This window comes from Chengkuizengella marina, assembly GCF_009910845.1.
Classification (GTDB): Bacteria; Bacillota; Bacilli; order Paenibacillales; family KCTC-33759; genus Chengkuizengella; species Chengkuizengella marina.
The window spans coordinates 49,689-71,104 of sequence record NZ_SIJB01000030.1 but is presented as its reverse complement, the minus strand read 5'-3'; the positions used below and the strand labels follow the sequence as shown (position 1 = coordinate 71,104).

General features: G+C 33.4%; 19 protein-coding genes. 6 read left to right on the top strand and 13 right to left on the bottom strand.

The genetic code is table 11. The features are described 5' to 3' along the window. Positions 1-53 precede the first annotated feature (53 nt). The gene (locus ERL59_RS14980) at positions 54-482 is read right to left on the bottom strand and encodes a VOC family protein (protein ID WP_160647039.1); all 429 of its coding nucleotides are present in this window, start codon (positions 480-482) and stop codon (positions 54-56) included. Positions 483-694: 212 nt separating this feature from the next. Between ERL59_RS14980 and ERL59_RS14975 the strand changes: the two genes are divergently transcribed. Continuing rightward, positions 695-1,087: a CotY/CotZ family spore coat protein gene (locus ERL59_RS14975; protein WP_160647038.1), complete on the top strand. Its 393-nt coding sequence runs from the start codon at positions 695-697 to the stop codon at positions 1,085-1,087. Between the two features lie 73 nt (positions 1,088-1,160). Here ERL59_RS14975 and ERL59_RS14970 read toward each other — a convergent pair whose 3' ends face one another. Together ERL59_RS14970 and ERL59_RS14965 are read right to left on the bottom strand one after the other, a co-directional pair. Next, positions 1,161-1,658, bottom strand: coding sequence for a fasciclin domain-containing protein (locus tag ERL59_RS14970; RefSeq protein WP_235929912.1), 498 nt, complete (start codon positions 1,656-1,658; stop codon positions 1,161-1,163). A 212-nt stretch (positions 1,659-1,870) separates the two neighbouring features. Beyond that, positions 1,871-2,626 (bottom strand): alpha/beta fold hydrolase, encoded by a 756-nt coding sequence (locus tag ERL59_RS14965; protein WP_160647037.1) that lies wholly within the window; start codon positions 2,624-2,626, stop codon positions 1,871-1,873. Positions 2,627-3,211: 585 nt separating this feature from the next. On the opposite strand from ERL59_RS14965, the gene ERL59_RS14960 reads away from it, so the two are divergent. The 4 genes from ERL59_RS14960 (at position 3,212) to ERL59_RS14945 (ending at position 7,237) form a co-directional block, all read left to right on the top strand. After that, positions 3,212-4,051, top strand: a complete 840-nt coding sequence (locus ERL59_RS14960; RefSeq protein WP_160647036.1) for a hypothetical protein — start codon at positions 3,212-3,214, stop codon at positions 4,049-4,051. A 31-nt stretch (positions 4,052-4,082) separates the two neighbouring features. Next, positions 4,083-5,150, top strand: a complete 1,068-nt coding sequence (locus tag ERL59_RS14955) for a DmpA family aminopeptidase (RefSeq protein WP_160647035.1) — start codon at positions 4,083-4,085, stop codon at positions 5,148-5,150. A 488-nt stretch (positions 5,151-5,638) separates the two neighbouring features. Next, a complete protein-coding gene (locus ERL59_RS14950; RefSeq protein ID WP_160647034.1) occupies positions 5,639-6,088 on the top strand; it encodes a hypothetical protein in 450 nt (149 codons plus the stop codon). A 39-nt stretch (positions 6,089-6,127) separates the two neighbouring features. Further along, positions 6,128-7,237: a beta-propeller fold lactonase family protein gene (locus tag ERL59_RS14945; protein ID WP_160647033.1), complete on the top strand. Its 1,110-nt coding sequence runs from the start codon at positions 6,128-6,130 to the stop codon at positions 7,235-7,237. Positions 7,238-7,423: 186 nt separating this feature from the next. On the opposite strand, the gene ERL59_RS14940 is transcribed toward ERL59_RS14945, so the two are convergent. The 10 genes from ERL59_RS14940 to ERL59_RS14895 all read right to left on the bottom strand — a co-directional run bounded on the left by ERL59_RS14940 (position 7,424) and on the right by ERL59_RS14895 (position 19,939). Continuing rightward, positions 7,424-8,806 (bottom strand): beta-propeller fold lactonase family protein, encoded by a 1,383-nt coding sequence (locus ERL59_RS14940; protein WP_160647032.1) that lies wholly within the window; start codon positions 8,804-8,806, stop codon positions 7,424-7,426. Between the two features lie 524 nt (positions 8,807-9,330). Then, a complete protein-coding gene (locus ERL59_RS14935; RefSeq protein ID WP_160647031.1) occupies positions 9,331-10,284 on the bottom strand; it encodes an NAD(P)-dependent alcohol dehydrogenase in 954 nt (317 codons plus the stop codon). A gap of 120 nt (positions 10,285-10,404) precedes the next feature. Beyond that, a complete protein-coding gene (locus ERL59_RS14930) occupies positions 10,405-11,373 on the bottom strand; it encodes an NAD(P)-dependent alcohol dehydrogenase (RefSeq protein WP_160647030.1) in 969 nt (322 codons plus the stop codon). A 216-nt stretch (positions 11,374-11,589) separates the two neighbouring features. Further along, positions 11,590-14,133: a LuxR C-terminal-related transcriptional regulator gene (locus ERL59_RS14925; protein ID WP_235929911.1), complete on the bottom strand. Its 2,544-nt coding sequence runs from the start codon at positions 14,131-14,133 to the stop codon at positions 11,590-11,592. 357 nt (positions 14,134-14,490) lie between these two features. Continuing rightward, a complete protein-coding gene (locus ERL59_RS14920; protein ID WP_160647028.1) occupies positions 14,491-15,207 on the bottom strand; it encodes a hypothetical protein in 717 nt (238 codons plus the stop codon). Between the two features lie 235 nt (positions 15,208-15,442). Further along, entirely contained in the window at positions 15,443-16,048 is a 606-nt protein-coding gene (locus ERL59_RS14915; protein ID WP_160647027.1) for a YdbC family protein, read from the bottom strand. Positions 16,049-16,309: 261 nt separating this feature from the next. Beyond that, the gene (locus ERL59_RS14910; RefSeq protein ID WP_160647026.1) at positions 16,310-17,362 is read right to left on the bottom strand and encodes a bifunctional transcriptional activator/DNA repair enzyme AdaA; all 1,053 of its coding nucleotides are present in this window, start codon (positions 17,360-17,362) and stop codon (positions 16,310-16,312) included. A 15-nt stretch (positions 17,363-17,377) separates the two neighbouring features. Then, a complete protein-coding gene (locus ERL59_RS14905) occupies positions 17,378-18,205 on the bottom strand; it encodes an isocitrate lyase/PEP mutase family protein (RefSeq protein ID WP_160647025.1) in 828 nt (275 codons plus the stop codon). A gap of 358 nt (positions 18,206-18,563) precedes the next feature. Then, positions 18,564-19,232 (bottom strand): RNA 2',3'-cyclic phosphodiesterase, encoded by a 669-nt coding sequence (gene thpR, locus ERL59_RS14900; RefSeq protein ID WP_160647024.1) that lies wholly within the window; start codon positions 19,230-19,232, stop codon positions 18,564-18,566. Between the two features lie 323 nt (positions 19,233-19,555). Next, positions 19,556-19,939 carry a MarR family transcriptional regulator gene (locus ERL59_RS14895; RefSeq protein ID WP_160647023.1) on the bottom strand — a complete coding sequence of 128 codons (384 nt, stop codon included), beginning with the start codon at positions 19,937-19,939 and terminating at the stop codon, positions 19,556-19,558. A 479-nt stretch (positions 19,940-20,418) separates the two neighbouring features. Here ERL59_RS14895 and ERL59_RS14890 point away from each other — a divergent pair, with 479 nt between their 5' ends. Next, positions 20,419-21,237 carry a DUF1259 domain-containing protein gene (locus ERL59_RS14890; protein WP_160647022.1) on the top strand — a complete coding sequence of 273 codons (819 nt, stop codon included), beginning with the start codon at positions 20,419-20,421 and terminating at the stop codon, positions 21,235-21,237. Positions 21,238-21,416: the final 179 nt, after the last annotated feature.

Genomic DNA, 21,416 nt, shown 5'->3' with positions numbered 1-21,416 from the left:
AAAATGTAAAAGGCACACTTCTTCAAGAAATGCACCGGTTTACATAAAATAATTTACTGTTGCATCTTAGTATAAATTTGAAATGTAACACCGAATCTATCTGTTACAATACCATATGAAGGACTAATAGGAGCCTTTTGCAGTGGCATGATCACTTGGCCGCCGTTATCCTGCAATGCTTCAAAAATTTGTTTACACTTTTCATTATCGTCAGCAGTAATACAGATTGTAACTTGATTACCAATTTGATGGGGTTGACCTGGATGTGAATCGGAAAGCATTAAGATTGAATTTCCAATTTTTAGCGAAGCGTATCCAACAAGTTCCTTAGCTTCTTCTGGAATTGGATAATCAGAGTTTTCACACATATTTCCCAAAGATTGGTAATAAAGAATCTCAGCATCTAGTGCTTTTTTATAAAATTCAATCACTTCCTTTCCATTTCCATTCATCATCAAATAAGGTGATAATTGCAGAGACATCAATAAGTCAACTCCTTAGATTATACTTTTACTCTATTGCCACAAATTGTTACCATATTTTGATAATATAATAAAGAATTTATGTTAGCAACTAATCATTTTTTTAAATAAAAGACAAAAGCACAATCGAAAAAAAAACCATGATACCCATCCATACAGATTCATGTTCAAAATCATATTCTATTCTATCTCAAAATATGGAGGTGTTTTTCATGGCAGATAAAAAAAGAAAAAAGCCTCAAAGGAAAGAAAATTGTATTTGTGAGGCCTTAAAAAATATAGGAGATGTTATTATTTTAACAAAAAAAGACAATACGTTGTTATATGCTTTTGGTGATATTCTTAATTCTTCAACTGATCCTCTTGAACCATGTTATATAACTGTTTATTTTCGAGTCGAAGAAGTTGATAGCTGTAAAAAATGCATTACGCTTGAATTGTTAAAACCAAATGAAGGACGTACAATTGACCCAGGGGAAAATTGCTGTGTTCCATTAAATCAAATTTGTACTGATAGTAATCTTGAATTTGATATTGATCCCACGAATCTGTTTATAACTGTTGACTGTAATACGATAAGTTCATTTCAAATCATAGATCTATAGACATAATGATAAATAAAGACTGAATTCAATTAAGAATTCAGTCTTGTCCATTTTAATCGTTCTTAAATCCAGGTTATTGGGGCAATAAGACTTCATCAATGACATGAATAACACCATTGGAAGCCTCTATGTCCGCTTTTACGACATTTGCGTTATTCACTTGAATAGGATCCAGTGAGATTTCCACTTTTTTATTAGCCAACGTTTTCACTTTCATCCCATCTTTAAGATCACCAGACATCACTTTTCCAGGTACAACATGGTACAGAAGAATTTTTTTCAAGTCTTCTCTAGCTAACAACTCTTCTGCAGATATGTCTAATTCATCTAGAAGTTTTTCAAACGCCTCATCTGTGGGAGCAAATACAGTAAATGGCCCTTTTTCTTTTAGTGTTTCGACCAATCCAGCTTTCTCCAAAGCAGCTGCCAACGTATTAAAGTCACCTGCTTCTACTGCTATATCCACAATATCCTTTTTACTTTGTGGGTTATCTTCAGCAAATACTCCTGTTGAGAATGACATGATCATCATGAATATCAACAAAACCAATGCATTCTTTTTCTTTGTCAACTATAAAACCTCCTATTTTTTCTAACTGTTTGCCTAAAATTTTATAAAGAAGACGATTATTGTACCTTCACACTCTTAATCGCCCCATGTTTTTACTCTAAAAGGTAGTATTCGTTAAATTTAGATATTTATGCTTAAGATTGAAAAAAATCAATAGGAATATTCTAAGGAAATGCAGATATTTGAACTTTACGTTGTAAGGCATTATTCAATTACCCTTGGTGTAAAAATAGATCAATATAATTGACGATTTTTTCAGGATGAGTCAGTGTTACCATATGATCTGCACCTTCAACGATGATAAAACGAATGGATTGTACTTGTTTGAAGTGTTCAGAGATTCGATAAAGATCTTCCCATTCCTTATCCCCTTGAATAAAAAGAGTACTTGCTTTAATCTCATGTAATCTTTCAATCGCTGGTGGTTCAGGCCAAATAATCTCAAAGTTCTTCCATTCAGTAAATACTTTGTTCATATAGTGTCTCGTCATTTCATAGAGAAACCCTTGATGTGGGCTAGACATGGTAATACTGTAATTTGGACCACTTAACGACATCTCAACAAGTTTTTCAACATCTGGTGCAACAGAATTTACTTTCTGCATCCATTCAGTAAATTCACTGGAATATTTAAATCCCGTTAAAGAAGGAGAAATTAATACAAGTTTTTTTACTTTGTCAGGATATGTAAGAGTGAAATCAGTTGCAATTTGTCCCCCCATTGAATGACCAACAAGAGTGGCCTTTTCAATCCCTAAGTGATCGATCAGCCTTAGCACATCATTAACAAAATCAGATGGTTCAACTGGTGCTGGCGATTTCCCGGCACCTCGACCGTCAAAAATGACAACCTCGTTTGTCTGTGCCAAATGAGGTACGATGTACTTCCATTCTCTCATATCTACTCCTGGGCTATGAATCATAACGATTGGTTCGCCTGTACCGTGTACTTCATAATTCAAATCCATATCTTTTCCCCCTTATTAGGTCAACAAGCTTATCAACAATTTAATTTCTGATCAGGCACTGTTATTACCAAAATATTACTGAAATTGTTATCTCTAATATAATAATTGACTAAGAGTCGGTCAATAGAAAATGAAATAAGTTTTAATAATCGTCATTACACAAAGTTTGATCTATAACAAAATAAGCTAGAGAGTATATTGATAAGATAAACACACCGTAGAGTTGGAACAATTAAAACAGATATCCCTTATGTTCTCCTACGCGACACTCCTTTTTCATAGATTTTTTTTTCATATACTCTATAGTTCCCCTTTCTAGTTTCATACGATATTCTATGAAAGAAGAAATGAATATGATATAGGTCAAGAAACTAATTTCTATTAAGATAGATTTATTCACTTGACTTAGAGTTAACTTTAACCTTTATAATCAAATCAAAAAATAAAAATAATAGAAAGGACACATTGCATAACAAACCGTAAAGGACTGACATTGTTAAATAAATTAACTCGGTAAAGGAAAGGATAATGCACAAATCATTCGTTTTGTTAAATTAAAATTAGAATAAAAAGGAGTTTTGAGAAATGGATCAATTTATTCAAACAAAAGACAATCATTTGGCTTTAACACAATATTATCGTTGGTATCAAGTATATGAGGTGCCTTTTAATAAAGCTCGTATTAGCAATCAACTCGATATTTTAGCAGATGATATCGAAATTTCATCTCAAGCAGGAACAACGAAAGGGAAGGATGGTTTAGAAGAACGATTGATGATGTATGAAGGATGGCAAAATGCTCATCATGTTCAACATACCCAAGTAAAACGTTTGGATAACAATAACCTTTCACTTGAAGCGGATATACTTTATCAAAACATACGTCCAGATGAAAGTCGATATAGTTATACCATTCATTATTCCACTATTTTAAAGCTTAGAGACAATGATCTTCCTCTGTTCACTGAAGTCAAGCTAGAACCTACAGGGAGCATTGCGAACCCACAATTTTCAGCTGCTTATGGTGAGAATCGGGCAAAATCATTTATGCATTATTGGTTATATTTAATGGAAACCGCAAGTGTCAATGGCGATAAATTTGATGAGCTTTTAACTGATCAGTTCGAATTAGATTTAAGTACGACATCAAAGATTGTCAATATGGATCAATTTAAGCAATGGTTAGCAACGATTCAAGTGAAAGATAGTGCTCATTATCCAAAAAATTTCTCTGTTCGAGAAAATAATGATCAGACCCTACATGTTTCAGTAGATTTTGAATGGGAGGGCATTTCAGTGAATGACAACCCCATGATTGCAGAAACTCATCATGAGTGGATACTTGAAAACAACTTAGATGGACGATTCCCGCGTATGAAAACCATGAAGGTGACTCAGACAATTCCTTTTCAAACGAAAGAATAGATAGAATGACAAGGATGAAAGGCGGATAAATATGTTAGGGCAAAAAAGAATAAGAGATTATGGAGTAAAAATAGGCCGCTTAGATACAGGAAACTTAAACTCAATTACAGACCTAGGAGGAGTAACCGTCGGACATGTAACGCTTAGCAATAAGGAGATTCAAACAGGTGTCACCGCTATCGTACCTCATCAAGGGAATATATTTAGAGATAAATTAATAGCCTCAAGTTACGTGATAAATGGTTTTGGAAAAACAATAGGTACGATTCAAATTGAGGAGTTAGGAACATTAGAAACTCCAATCATATTAACAAATACGTTAAGTATTGGAACGGCAGCCGATGCTTTAATTGAGCATATGCTAGATCATAATCCAGAAATTGGTCGTTCGACAGGATCAGTTAATCCAATTATATGTGAGTGTAATGATATGCTACTAAACGACATTCGAGGTAGATTTATTACGAAAGAGCATGTTATCAAAGCATTATCAAATGCATCATCAGAATTTAAGGAAGGTACCGTTGGAGCAGGAACAGGGATGTTATGTTATTCTTTAAAAGGTGGAATTGGAACTTCCTCTAGACTAATGCCAATGGAACATGGAACTTATACCATGGGTGTTTTGGTATTATCTAACTTCGGAATTTTGAGTGACTTGAAAATAAATGGTAAAGCTGTTGGAGAGGAATTGAGAGATGCTATTAACATTTCTTACGAGGAAAAGAACAAAGGGTCTATAATCATCATTGCTGGTACTGATCTCCCTGTTTCAGAAAGGCAGCTAAACCGTATTATCAAACGAGTAGTAACAGGTTTATCTCGTACTGGTTCCATTATTACCAATGGGAGTGGTGAAGTGGTAATAGGCTTTACCACAGCTACAAAGATACCTCATGAAAAAACTTCTCAATGTCATTTGGTTTCAATGATTCATGAAGAAGATATGGACCTGGCATTTAGAGCGATTGGAGAAGCTACCGAAGAGGCGGTTCTAAATTCATTAGTAACTGCTACGCATGTTGTTGGAAGAAATGGCAATGAAAGACCAGCTTTAAAAGATTTAATAAAAAAATCCAATATTGAAATAGCCAAGTAGTTATTTTCAAGATTCATTTTATCAAACACCATTCTATTATTTTCTTCGCGATAGATTTAGAATCTTTTTCATTTAAATATTTTAAATAGCAAATATAAAAATAAAAGAAAATCCCAAAACTAAAACAAATCTAAGTAAATAAAAATCAAAAATGTTACTTATTAGAACAAGAGGTAGTCCAACCATAGCAATAATAGAGACGAATTTAGTATAACGAATGACTTGATAGCTCAGGCTCTTCTTTATACAAGTTAAAGCATTCTATCACCTTTATTTTTTAAGATAATGATAGAAAACATACATTAAGCAAAATGTGATAAATATTCGAGAACGAGTCAAATATTGAATTACTGTTACCCAAAAGTGCGAATATTCAATAACAAATGATAATAAACTATATATTAGCTTCTCAATTGATTTAACAAGAAAGATTAATCTATCTAGTATCTTTTCAAAACATAAAATAGAGGTGTGAGGTGATTAAATCAATGATACATTGTCCAATATCAGGATGTATCGTGCAGAATTGTTTAGATGCTGATGGGAAACCAATAATTGAGCAATATGTAGTGTCAACTAACATAGTAGATATTTGTATTGATATTAAAAATAATTCTATTTATTGTGATCCACAAAGAACAGGTGGTTTAACGAACTTAATAGAAAATTGTACAATTATAGCAAAGTTATTATCACCTAAAGGGAAAATCATAAAAAAGATAAAAGTTTTCCCAGGACAGAAAAAAAGTATGATAGCGAGGGGAGTCTGTACACTTGAAATAGAGGGTGAGCAAGCGATGGTAGTGGGATCTTGTAAAGTTCCACCCGATACATGCGATCTTTCTATGCAAAATTTACCTCCTACATGTAACCGAGTAAGTGGATCATACGAGGGAACTATCATAATGTCCAAAAATTATCAAGAGTGTTGTCATTGAGTTTCAATAAAGTTTATTCATCTAAAAGGGGGGAGCAGGATGTCTATTGCTTATGTGGTAAATGATGGCTCTAGATCTATTTCAGTTATTGATATAAGTAAACAAGAAGTGATTGCGACAATATCCGTTGGAGATGAAAACGAACCAGCTTTTCTCGTTTTTACTCCTGATGGAAAATTAGCTTATCTTTCAATCAGTTCCCTTGGAAGTAATACTGTATTTGTCATAGATGTCACCACTCATCAATTAATTGGAAAAATAACTGTAGGAGGAGAGGCGGGCGCTCTTGCCATAAACCCCGAAGGTAATTTCGTCTATGTTATTGTGGAAGCAGATGAAGGAATAAGCTTAGTCTCTGTGATTGATGTAAGTACCCAACAGGTCATTGCGAATGTTCAGGTAGGTAGAGCAGCAATATTTGTTGCATTCAGTCCTAATGGAGAGTTGGCTTATATTCTTACAGAAGTAGATTGTCTTGTATCTGTTATTGAAGTAAGTACTCACCAAGTAATCGCTTCCATCCCTGTAGGATCCATCCCTCAGTTTACTGCTTTTACTCCTGATGGAAAAATCGCTTATGTTGCTAGTTTTTTAGATACTACCCTCTCCGTGATTGATGTAAACTCCCATCAAGTGATTGCAACTGTACCCATAGCGATGGCTGTTTTCTCAATTGCTTTCACTCCAGATGGTACATTAGCTTATGTTCCAGGAAATAGAGTTGTTTCCGTTATAGATGTGGCTACTCATAAAGTAATCGGAACTATACGGGTTGAAACTGAGCCGATTTCCGTTACATTTACACCTGATGGAAAGATTGCGTATGTCGCTAATTTTGGATCAGAAGGTTCAGGGGATACTGTTTCCGTCATTGATACGACCAAACATCAAGTGATTGAAACGATTACTGTTGGAACTGGTCCTGTGTCCATTTCCTTAACTAACGATGGGAGGTTGGCTTATGTTCCAAATTTTGGATTGTTTGGAACTGGTAATACAATTTCCGTGATTGATGTAACCCGTCATCAGGTCATTGCAACCATTCAAGTAGGTCAGGCACCAACAAATGTAGTCATTGCTCCTGATGATGATTCTTTTAGAGTAAACAGGAATTCAAAAAAATACGCTTATACTATTGTTGAACCATAATTTGGGCTATCGAAAGGGATTAATATTACCTGTGTTTAAAGCAAGGGATGTACTATAACAATTTGAGATACCATTGAATCATTCTTTTTTTTTAATATAAAAGGTTTGGTAAAAATATTATAAACCTCTAGATACAAACGAGGTATCATGAGGTTGTATTTGAGAATGTTTATTTTAAAGGAATAGTTAAGGAGTAACGGCTATACCTTGAGCTCCATTTCCACCTGCTGGTATATTTGCTATCAATTCATTATTAGAAGTTTGGATGACTTCTACATTATCAGGATCAGCATTAGACACATATACTCGACTCCCATCCGTATTAATAGCCATTTGTCTTGGTGCAAATCCAAGCTGCACCTGCTTCATTACTGTATTAGTCGTTACATCAATAACATTGAAACTACCAAACGTAACAAAATTTTGATTAGCTATGACATATACGAAATCTGATGATGGAGAGATGACAATATCAAGTGAAAAGTTAGCACGAGATATTTCTATACTGGCTATCCGTGTGTTATCAGATATTCGAAAAGCTTCAACAAATTGTGAATTACCAATTACATAGAGAAATTCACCGTTAGGAGTAATTGCTAAATTCTGAGGATTCGGAGCTGGATTAAAAATAGTATCAAATATGGTTTGATTTGAAGTTTCGATAACGGTTATTTCTCCATTTGAACTTACAATATAGACAAATTTACTATCAGGTGTGCTGGCGATAGATAAAGGAAAATTAGGAACAGGAATCGTATTAATAACAACATTATTAGAAGTTTGAATAACAGACACCGTGCTATCTGGCGTATTAGCTACATAAACAAACTGACCATCTGGTGTAATCGCAATATTTTTGAAAGGAATTGGTCCTCCTGTACCTTCTCCAACATCAATATTTTTGATTACACTAGGGCTGTCACTCACTGCTATCACAGAAACCGTCTTAGCCTCTACATTATAGACGTAGACAAACCTACTATCAGGTGTTGCAACTAAATTTACAGAACCTCCTCCTGTGGTTATTGGATTTCCAACTAAAGTATTGTCTGACACACGAATTACTGAAACAGAAGCACTAGCTGCATTAGCAACGTAAGCAAATTCTCCATCTGGTGTAACGATTACTCTTTGAGGTAGAGTTTGAACGGGTAGAGTTGTGATTGGAGTATTATTTTGTCCATCAATAGCTGTAACATTATTTGATAATGCATTCGTGACATACACTGTTTCAGCTGCAAGTTCGCAACTTACAGTTGTAAACTCTGTATCAGATATTGGGATATTATCTACTTCTGTACTAGCTATGATTGTAATAACCGTACCCAAAAGAGGCGGAGCTACCGTCACCATTGACGAATATTCTCCATTATTATCTGTTATTGCGGGATTCGGGTCAAAACCGACGCTATTAGGTAATGAACTCGAGAAAAAGACTTCTGCACCTTCTACTGGACACACTCCATCAGAAGTAACCTTTCCAGTAATGCAACCTTGACAATTTATTTCACTCGGGACTTCTAAGGTAATGGTTGGATCACAGAATTTTCTTTTATGGTGTTTTGGCATATATTTCACCTCCTTCTATTGAAAGAAAACTAAGAATGGGGCCAGTGTTTGCCATAATCCTTACACACCCTACTAATCGTACAGGTTGAATTTCAGTTAAACAAGTTAGCTCTCCATTGCATGGATTATTTACTGTAGCTTCAAATTTGGAACAAATGTTCACTCATTAATATGCTATGGAAATTGAGAGAATGTGCTTGTGTTAATGAACCAATCAATTAGCATATTTTATGATATTGTTATTTTTTAATAACTACTTAGACTTTCATTCTATAGATTACACCCGTGCTAGGCGCATAAAAAATTGCAATTCTCCTCTCAATCATTTATTGATCGTGAGCAATATGGTCTAATCACCAAAAAAAAGCGCTTCTCCTAGAGAAAAGCGCCAGATCGTATTATGAAGTCAGCCAGGCACTTACTGGTTAACTTTTTTTTAATGGGTATCTTTCCAAGTGTAGTACGTCCAAAGCCTTTATGGATCATACACATTGTTGTGTGTTCTTTATTCTTTTACCTGAATATTATACAGTTATTACTACATTTCCTTTTTTGTGTCCTGTATCAACGTATTTATGAGCTTCAACGATCTCTGCTAAGGAATAATTTCTGTCTATGACCGCCTTAACATGTCCTGCTTCAATTAGCTCGTTTAGTTTAGGAAGATAATGAGACTGTATCTTAAGAAGTTTATCATCTACTGACACATATTTTCCATTCCTAAGTGCTTTTTTACATTGTATTTTAAGTGTTGAGCTTTTGCTTTTTCCAACAGCATCAAGGATAAAATCATAAAGTTCTAATTGGTTTATTGAATCCTCTTTAGTGTAATCAATGACTTTATCAGCCCCCAGAGATCTCACCAATTCAAAATTTGATGAGCTGCATATTGCAGTGACTTCAGCACCAAAGTATTTTGCGAGTTGTACCGCAGTAGTTCCTATGGCACCCGAAGCTCCATAAATAAGCACTTTTTGTCCACTTCTTTGAATATCCATGTCTTTCATAAAATGCATTGCCAGAGCTCCCCCATAAACTACTGCTGCAGCTTCTTTATGGCTTATATTGTTCGGTTTTATTACCAGCTCTCCCTGGGCAGCTTCTTTTGCGGATACACATTTGTACTCAGCATATGCTCCACGGCTATTCCCTGTAAATCCATATACTTGATCACCTTCTTTAAATTGCTTAATATCTTTGCCTACTGATTCGACGACTCCGGAAAATACCAGTCCAATAATAGGATTTCTTGGTTTTGAAAAACCTATAAATAACCTCATCATCAGTTCCATTACTTGCTTTTTAGGGAAGCTAGGATTGCCAGGCATTTTAAAGCCCCTTATTACACAATCACTTGCAGTTACTGCTGTTTCGTGTATTTTTATGAGTACTTCATTGTTTTTGGGAATGGGTTTTTCCACTTCGTTAAGTTGAAGGACTTCAGGTGGTCCGTATTTTGTGCATATAATTCCTTTCACATTATTTTCCTCCTCATTTTTTTAGCGGAGCATCCTGCTCCTTTAAGCTAGAAGATAGGTCTAAGGCTGCTTTCAATTCAGGTTAGTTAATCCCCATTTCTTTTAAAGCGAGTATTCATATCAAGATGTTGTTATGACTACGTTTCCTTTTTTGTGTCCTTTATCAACATATTTGTGAGCCGCGGCAATTTGTTCTAATGGATAACTTCTATCTATGACTGACTTTATTTTACCCGTTTCTGCAAGTTCTCCTAAGAAATTTAAATCTTCAGCGCTGTCTGGTGTTATCCCACTTACTACTTTTTTGCTGCCTATTTTCGAAGTCCATAGGATTTGAACAACCTGAGGGAAATGGATGACAGCTATAACATAAAATCCTGTTTGTTTTAGTGAACCTTTACATCGTGAAAATGAAGTTTTATCCACTGTATCATATATAATGTCATAGGTTTCACCGTTTTTAGTGAAGTCCTCTTTTGTATAATCAATGACCTTATCAGCTCCTAGAGATCTTACCAATTCTAAATTCGAAGTACTGCATACCGCGGTTACTTCTGCCCCAAAGTATTTGGCAAGCTGAATTGCAAAAGTACCTAAACTTCCGGAAGCTCCATATATAAGCACTTTGTATCCGCTTTGAATTTTTCCTTTTCTAAGGAAAAATAATGAGGAAGCTGCCCCAAAAGGAATAGCGGCTGCTTCCTCATGGCTGATATTGTTCGGTTTTATTGCTATTGGTCCGTTTTCACGTAAACTTATATATTCAGCATAAGTACCTTTTCCACAAAATCCAAAAACTTGATCGCCTTTCTTAAATTGTTTTACATCTTTTCCTACTGATTCAATTTCTCCAGAAAAATCCATGCCAAGTATAGTTCGTTTTGGTTTTATTAAACCTATCGCTATTTTTGAGATGGGCCAAAGAGGTAATGCCTTTCTGCTACCATTACGCATTCTCGCATCTCCTGAAGATACTGTTCTTGCATGTACTTTTATAAGTACTTCATTATCTCCCAGAGTAGGTTTATCTAATTCTTCCATATGAAGAACATCGGGTGAACCATACTCAGTGTATACAATGGCTTTCACTACCTCTCCTCCTCGTATCTCTGTTTTAATATTCTTTCAAGAGCATATTTTTAAAGTCGTATGACTTGAATGGAAGTGCTTTAATCATTTAGATTTGTTTTAGACTGTAACTATTTTACTTCTATTTTTTATCAACCCATAGACACTTTAGTGTTGTTTTTAGTGTTGTTTTTGTCAATACGAAGTGTACTTGCTCACTTAGCGATATACGAACCCTTACAGCAAGCCTATCTCACGAGCTTTGGCTACAGCCTCAGTACGCCTTCCAACCTGGAGTTTATCAAATATTCTTCGGTTATGTCCTTTAACAGTGTCTAAGGCAATAAAAAGTCTTTTACTAATATCTTTATTTGAGAACCCCTGTCCTATCAGCTTTAAAACCTCCAGCTCACGTTGGCTCAAAGTTTCAAATAGAAGTTGAGAATGAATCATATTTGTTTGTTCTTCACAATTAAACTTCTGCTTCTCAAGCTTAAACGCTTTTAGCAAGAACTCTATATATTCTGGCATAACCCTATTAGCATATGCTTTGAGCAATAACCTCTCCATATGTTTCCCTTCATCAAGGAAAACACGAACAAAGCGACCAGACTTTGCCTCTAATAGACAATCTGTTATTAATTCCAACGATTTCTCTGTTTCACCATCTGTATAAAATATAACTGCCTTTAAAATCATAGCCTTTAACACTTTCTCTCTTATTCCATTTTGCTTTACCTCTTGATAAAAAGTGTTTAACTCATTCAGAGCTTTAGTTATGTCTCCTTGAGAAAGATAAACTCTTGCCTGACTAAGCGGGGTCTTGTAGGTTTCAGCTAATTTTTGTGCAGAAAGAAGTTTCCCTTGATTTAATAACAAGATCACCTCTGTCTCGCTGACTTCTGAAATTCGATCTTCTAAGTTATACTGAATAACATTCTCTTTTATTTCATTTAAAATATTTGATGCACTGTCCTTATCTCCTTTCGCTAGCAATGTTTTGACGTATAGAAGATTACTCGTAATGATTTGGTCAACATTTTCTATTAGCTTCGCTAGTTGTATACTCTTCTCTATATGTTCAATAGAAGCATCTAAATCGTTCCATTCGTAATAAATACGAGCTAAGCCTATGTATGCTCTATACGAATATGATGATGGCGTATCATCTTTCATTTTGAGAGCTTGCTGGTATGTTTTGAAAGCTTGCTCCAGAAAATTTTCTTTTACTTGTATGTTCCCTAGCCCTGTTGCAGCTAATATCCCAATGATTTTATTCCCAGACGCATTACATATAGAAACAACTTCTGTATAAGCTTGTTTCGCTTTTGTGTTGTCTCCCTTTCGTTCATAGGCTATACCTAGCTTCCAGGTAGTAGCCGTTCTGACCGCCAAGTTGTCTGGACTTAAATTTTCTAGTGCAATAAGAGACTCGGAAACAATCACATCTACTTTATTTTGCACCGTCGCAAGAAATGCTCGTATGGCTGCAATATGCCCAACAAGATTCCGAGTCTTCCTATTTATCTCAAGTCCTTGCAAGGCCCCTTCAGCAGCGAGCAATTTAGGTTCAACCTCATTATAATGATTAGACATCGAGAGTACTGAAGCATATAGAACCCATAATGTAGGATTAGCATTCAATATCTCTGTTGATAATGTTTCAAGCCATTTGATTACAGGGACTATTGCTCCACGAAAATGAAGAGGAGTCCCATTTCCCAATAACAAACGCTCAGCTCGTTCTACATCACCAGCAGCTGCAGCATGTTGAAATGCTTCAATCTCATAGTTGTTTTTTTCATGCCATATACTTGCGCGAATATGTAATTGTGCAATATCTATTTTTTTGTTCTCTGAGGAATGATCCAGATCTTGCAACAATCTTTGTTTTAACAATTCTGCAAAAAGATGGTGATACCGATACCAGCGACGCTCATTATCCAAAGGAATAATAAACAGATTTGATTTTTCTAGAAACTCAAGGTTTTGCTGCCCTATAAGAGGTGTATCTTGCATCACAGCATCACACAAGGGGCCACATAAACGATCTAAAATAGATGTTCGTAATAAAAAATTCTGGATATATACTGACTGTTGCTTAAGAACTTCTTCAACTAAGTAGTCCATAATGAAAGTGTGAGTACCTGTAAAAGTCTTTATAAAGCTTGAGGGATCATCATGTCCGCTCATTGAAATCCCAGCTAATTGAAGACCGGAAATCCATCCCTCAGTTTTAGTTACCAAGTCAACGATATCTTTATTTGATAGCCTCAAATTCATTACTTGATTAAGGAAACTAGCAGCTTCAGAACTGGTAAAACGTAAGTCTGAGTCCCGTACCTCTGTCAACTGATCCCTCGCACGTAAACGCGCCAAAGGAAACTTAGGGTCCTCTCGAGTAGTTATGACCAAATGCATCTGTGAGGGCATGTTTTCTAACAGGAATGTCATAGCATAGTTTATAGGTTGAGTATGAATCGTATGATAGTCGTCAAGTACAAGAATAAAATTGTATGGAATTGAAGTGATTTCATTGAGAAGAGAAGTCAAAATAACTTCCATTTTGGGTGGCTGGGGAGATCGGAGTAAACTCAAGAGCTCCTTACCTAAATCTTTCTCTAACGTCTGTAATGCCGCAATGATATAAGTGAGAAAAGAATTTGGATTATTATCCCCCTCTTCTAACGACAGCCATGCTACAGCATAATTACAGCTTGCAAGCCATTCCCTCACTAACGTCGTTTTCCCAAAACCTGCATGAGCAGATATGAGCGTCAAATGTCGATGCATCCCATCGTTTAAATGCTGTATTAAACGGTTGCGGATAACTAACTCTCGCCTAGCTTTTGGGATACTAAGTTTAGTAGATAAGATGGTGTTATTCATCCACTATCTCCCTTCTTATTACACTTGTTTTATTTAATTTTAGTTTTCTATTAAGAAGACAAGCTTAGTACATTCCTTCACAATCTCTTCCTAATTTTAGCATATATCCTTATCTTCGTAACTCAACAATATGACACAAATCATAAAGATAGGCACTCTTTGAAAACAGCGCTAGATTGCAGAAGAACATTATATGTTTGTTAAATGTAGAATTTTCAACTATTACCCCTTAAAATAAGCCCATTACTTTTAATTGTTGTTTTCTAATATATTTCTTATTTTATCCGTATAAATTTCAGCTAAATGTTCGGTACTGTAATCAAAATTTTCCATACTAGATACTTTGGGAATATTCATATTAACAAATTGTCTGTCAAGATCTTCAATAATAAAATACTCATGTTCTTCACTTTTTACTCCGCCAACTTCAGATAAATCAATTTTTAAACCGTCTTTTAATTCTATAATGTAAAAAAAGTCACCCTTTGAATGAGTCAACGGTAAATATAATCTCTCCCCATACACTCCCGTCTTAATCATGACAATATCGTTGTAGTTATATTCTCTACCCTTAGGTGAAAGGAAAGAATAATCAATGATTTTATTATTAGTTATAACAGTAACAGCTGTAACAATGATGTAAAACAGAGGTATATTGAGCACTATAAATATAGAAAAAATTAATTTTCTATGTTTTTTAAGAAAACTATCTTTTGAACTATAAGCTTCCGTAGGTAATATTCTCTTAAATTTCTTTTGAAAAATATAATAGAATACAGCAAATACATATAACAAATACATAAACACTAACCTTGAAGTTGGGTATTTAAAAATCCACATTAAATACTCCTGAGGTACAAATAATTTATCTTGAATCCTTTCAATCAATATAAAAATCCCTAATGTTAATATAACTATGGCAACTAGTGAAAAGATAGAAAGAAACATTGTTTTTAATTTTTTCAAATTACCAACTCCTAGCTTAAAATAACAACACAAAAAGCTTTAATATATTAATTATTATGTCCTCATATCAATATTCAATAAACTTGTACAATTATATTGCACTGGTAAAAGCGCCTTATTAGAAAGAGGCGCCCAATTCCTGAATAACTTATGATCTTTCAAAAAATCTCAAAGAACTCATAATTCACTTTCTAATTCATGAGTATTAATCCATCTTTCTTTTTAAAAATAAAGTTTAAACGACACTCCAATTCTCATCTAAAATTAATACTGTTCCATGAATTTTAATTACGTCATCTGTTAATTTAGACAAAATAGGTTCAACATCCAGTTGATGTGCATCTTTACTCCCCCATAATGAAACTACTAAGTATTTATTTTGGTCATTTTTGCAAAAAACACCTGCTAGCATATCCTGATTTTTAGACATTTGTTCGTTCCATATATTTTTTTGCAAATTTTCAAAGTACTCTTGTTTATCCTCTTTAACTACACAATCTACAACCCAAAGAATTTTAACTTCTTTTAAAAACGGTGTGACTTGGAATTTATTAATATTAAATTTCTTATTGAATATCTCTACTGAAATATGTTCATAGGTATCTTTTTGTTTTCCTTCTTTTAAAATCTTATCATGCTCTTGATCCATGAATTTATGATAAGATAATTGATCCCTCCATAAAGAGATAATCCCTGCTTTTGAAGTTTTATTTAAGTTCCAGCCACCAATTTGACCTAAAAACCCGTCTATATTCACCAGTGAGTTCCATTTCTCTTGAGCGTTAGAAAAGTCTATTTTTTTATGTTTAGGTACATCACACACAATCCATTTAATTAACATTATTTCACCCTCTACATACTTCTTGATTTAGTTAACACAAAAAAAGGGACACCTTATCTATCATCTCTAATTCATAAATATAAAGAAACCTTTTCTCAACCCTTAATAAATAGCATTCTCTCATAATTCTAAAATTAAGTATCGGTTTATGTATAGTTTCAAAATAACTTCATCCACTATCTGTCCCTTACCTTAGTCATAAAAAAGACGCTTCTCTTAGAGAAATGCGCCAGATCGTGGAATAACTATTTCTATCTAAAATTATTTTTTATAATTTTTTTCGTGATGAAGTAACCATTTTTTTCTTTCTAGTCCTCCACCATATCCACCTAATTTTCCGTCAGATTGTATGACTCTATGACACGGTACTATAATCGATAATTGATTTGCCCCATTTGCATTACCAACTGCTCGGACAGATTTTGGATTATTTAATAAAGTAGCTAATTCCTTATAAGAAGTAGTTTTTCCTATTTCAATTTTTAACAGTTCGTTCCATACAGATTTTTGAAAATCAGAACCAAAAAATATAATAGGCGTTTCAAATTTCTTTAGTTTGTTATTAAAATAATTTTTTAATTCATTTTCAATTTGTTTTGATATTTTAGTTTCCCCTGGAATGATTGAAGCGTTTAACTTATTACGCATCTGTTCAACTTCTCTTTCTAACCCTCTACGATCGACAAATTCAAGTAAATATAAAAATTCTTCATCTACTATACTTACCATCGGTCCTAATTTAGTGTCTATCCAGCTTGCATAAAGAATTATTACTTTTTGAGAATTAACTGGTGCTTTACCCATGATATTAGAAAATGCATCACGGAATCCACTAGACGAGTCATACCCTACATCTATTTGAGCATTGATTATTTTCTCACCTGTTCTTATGGATTTCAAAGCAATTCCCATTTTTCTAGCCCTTGCATATTGTACAAATGTCATTCCATAGATTTTTTTAAATTGTCTTCTAGCAGTAGCTGCATGAAATCCTAGCTCTGAGAAATCAGCATCTTTCCATCTTTTTTCTGGATGCTCTTCAACAAGATGTATCATTTGATGTACTAGTGGAGATATTTCTTTAGGATAGGACATTGGACAACATCTTTTACAAGGACGAAACCCCGACAAAAGTGCTTCCTCAGCAGTTTCATAAAAATTACAATTTTCATATTTAGGTTTTCTTGCTGGACAAGTCGCATGACAAAATACTCCAGTTGTCGTTATTCCTGCAAAGAAAATACCATCATATTTAGAATTTCTTTCTAACAGTGCTTTGTAATATTGTTCTTTTAAAGATTCATCATTAATCATTTGAAATCCCTCATTTTAGGTCATTAAAAGTTCTATTTGATTATTTTCATGATAACTGTTTAATTTATTTAAAATATTTTTATAAAACTTATCAAGATCTTTATCAGCACTTTCATTATATGAAAAATAAAGAGATGGTCCAAAACTAATCCTAGCAACACCTAAATTTAAGTAATCCACCATATTATCTTTTTTTATATCCAACATTAAATTTATTGGCACTATAGAGCTATTTGTGATGCTTTGAATATGTTCTTTGTTGGTTAATCCTGGTACAAAAACTCCATCAGCTCCAGCTTCTCCATAAGCTTTCATTCTAGTTAATGTTTGATGTAGACATTCATCACTTAGATTATTGCTCAGAATATCTCCCATAAAATAAGTATCTGTTCTTACATTTATGAAAATATCGCTACCTATTTTCTCACAGACTTTACGAATAAAGGATATCCTTTGACATTGTTCATTGATATTAAATAAAGAAGATGTTCCCTTTACTTTATCCTCTATATTTATTCCAACAACACCATTTTCAGTTAGTGTTATTATGTTTTTTTCTAATTCACTTAAATTAGTTGCGTAGCCAGACTCTATATCAACAGTAATAAAATTTTCATACGGTTGCAATTGACTAATATAAGTAACTATTTCTTCGAATGGCATGTTTTCTCCATCTTCATACCCATAATTATCAGCCATTGCATAACTTCCAGTTGGAACTAATTTGATATTGGTGCTAGTTAAAGCCTTTGCACTCTCCACACTCCAAATATTTAATAACACCATTGGTTTATCTTTTCGATGTAATTCTCTAAATAGCTTTACTTTTTCACAAGTCTTCATTATATGTCTCCTTTCCTTATATGTATTAAAATTATAAAAGATTAACTGAAATAGAGGACACGAAAAATGAACACCTATTTTTTGTATGGTCTTGCAAAAGAGCGAAAATAGTATATGTTGTTTAATAAATTCCCCTTCACCCACTTTTTATATTTAATAATTTTGTATAAACATCTTCAATTAAAATAATCATATGGTATTTCCTTCATTTAAATCTATTTCATGAAAAACGGTAACCTCTATATTCAATTTTTGCTGCGGAAAACCATGGAGTTATCCAATCGAAGATCATCTATAACTTAGGTTTCACAAATTTTTAGTTCTTTGTCAAACATATTGTCATTACAAATAGAGCTGACTATGAATCAAGTGGAAATTCATAAACGGGAATATATCTTGGTATACGTCGAGGGGCAACTTGATAAAGCATGATTTTATTACAAATCCAATCCATTGTATTTAAAGACGGCATTTGATTTATTTGAAATAGGGCATCACCTGTCCATCTTTTTGCTAATGTAATATGTGGTGTGTAAGGACGCTCATCAAGACGGAAACCTACTGTTTTGCATGCTTCCTTCACTTTTTCTTGCAAAACAAATAGTTCTTCTCCAGTTAGTACATTTGCCCAAAGAACACGGGGCGCGTCTGTAAGTCCAAACGTATGAATATCAAATAATTGTAGAGAAAAAGGAGCATAGTTACTTGTTATTTGCTGAATGTGAGAAACCAAGCTTTCTAGTTGCTGCTCACTTGAAGACCCTAAAAAACAGAGAGTAATATGATAGTCCTCTTGTAAAACCCACTGCTTAAATTCCATCTTTCCTTTTTTTAACGAAGTCGTAAAAACATATAATAATGATTTGATTTCCTGGGGTAATGGTATGGCAAAAAAATAATGAGGTAAGTTTTCTTTCATAGTAAAGTTCCTTTCCAACAAATATAAAGTTTTATCCATATCTGAAATTGGATCAAGGTTGTAGAAAAATAATTTCGGTAGGCCAGCATAACTTTTGTTTAATTTCATCCGGATTAAGTTTTCTTAGTCATCTATCTCCTTTTCATTTATGTCATATTATGTATTCCAAATCATATTCTTTGTTTTTTTAGTTTTTGCTTTCGTCAAATTATTATCCTTTATAGTATCTTTTTTGATAAAAAAAACCTCTAAAGATGAGCATCTTAAGAGGTCAACAGTGTTCTTGTAAAAGTAATAGACCTTTGCAACAAAGAATTGGAAACATCAAAATAAGCAACTACTTCATAAGTTATATTTATATGATTTTCAAATTCAATCTGATTTAAATTATGTTTAACAATCTATTTTTAGTTGATTTATAGAACTCGATTTTATAATAATTTAGGTTTAAATGCTATCAATTTCATTTTAAATTCGTATAAAACTTTCTTTCTATCCTTCAAATCTTTTTCATTACCATCTTCCCAAAGATGAAGGTCTGCTCCTTTTTCAAGGTATTCCAATGCTTTCTTCTTAATTTTATTTTGCAATGCCTTTTGCCTCATTTGTAAAGCAGCAAGAGAGATATATAGAATTGATAAATCAGCTAAAACATCTTCTTCATTATCATCATCTTGAAATTCATCTAACCATGAATCAAGAATTATTTTAGTAGCCTTTTTGGGACTATTCCCCTCATCTATTAGTTCATTCCATTCATCTTGTATATCACAAGACAAATCATCTTCCCAAAGTTCAGTACCCCATGCTCCCATATAAGTTACCCCCTATTATTGAATTTAGACTATCTCTTGTAATCGTTTCATTGCAGAATGAACTGTAAGTTTATGATATAAAATTAATTTAATCTTATCCTTTTTGATAAATTATTTATTGGATTGGTTAGCCTTTATTTATGAGCAATTATAAAGGAAAGATATCAAAATTGTTAGTTTAAATATTTTCATAATAATGTTAAATATAGGTAATTATACCTTTGAAATTAAAATAATCTTTTATCTATAAATGTTAATTTTTACAAAATGACCCATTTTATTTACCACAATATAGTACAAATCATAAGAAAGGCGCTAGATAGGAATCAAATTGATGTAACTGTCCTAGAACATTTGCACATACATGAAACTAATAGATTGCATAGTATGGTGTATAACTTCCTTCCATACGTTGTTCACAATCTTAATAAAATGGTAGGTAGAACCATATAAAATTAAAACTAAAGGAAAGTTAATATATGAGTAAACGATTTGATATATTCTGTAATAAATTTACAACGATATTAGGGGGTACGCCATTTGTTGACCCAAACATTTCTTGTACGAGTGTAGCAACACGCCCTTTTCCATTGAAAATTCAAGGTGTAGATTCATCTAAAGTGAATAATGCTTTAGTAGTTGGTCTAGATTTTCAATCATTAGATAAAAAAGGGAAGGCGTTGTGCCTTGGAGAAATTAGTTTATTAGAATCAGAATTGACCCCATTTGTAAGATTTTTGAGTAATTATAAATCAATAAAAATAGGATCTGCTGTACAATTGTATTTAAAAAGTAACCCAAAAGTGTTCACTTTAACTATTGAAGCTGTTGAAAATCCCGTTATTTTTGCAAAAATAGTTCGGAAGTCTTTTATTAGAGCAAATATTAATTTTTTCCCTACTCGCATTAGAAGGGGAGAAAGAAGATGCAAACGCTTAGCCTCAGTTTTTGGAAATATGTTTGTCCCTTTTTGCTTTAATAATTTTTGTACTATTCGTTTACACAGATCAAGAAAGTCCAAAATATTAGGCAGATTAAATGTAGCTTTTAATGATCTGCTATTTTCCTTTACACCTATCTCTAAAACAGAATCTCTTTGCCTAGCTAGATTGGATTTGTTTGAAGATGAGATAAATAAAGTAGTTAAACGAATTCAAAAACGAGGATTTATACTAGGGAATGCATCTTCTTTTTTTAGTTTTTCTAGCCCACCTTCCTCAATTGTCACCTATCAAGCTATAACTAATCCATTTGTTTTTGCTAGAAAATCATCTGAAATCGTTAAAGGAATAAATTGAGAATATACAAAAACTAACGACTTTTGTTATTCTTCATTAAAATAAATTTTGATCAAAACCCCACGTAAACCAAATTCTATGGTTAACATTAAGAATCCATTTTGAAAAAAAGATTGATCAAATTGGATTCTAAATATGAGGTAGTCTACTTAATTTTTATAAAAAAGTTTGATCATTTT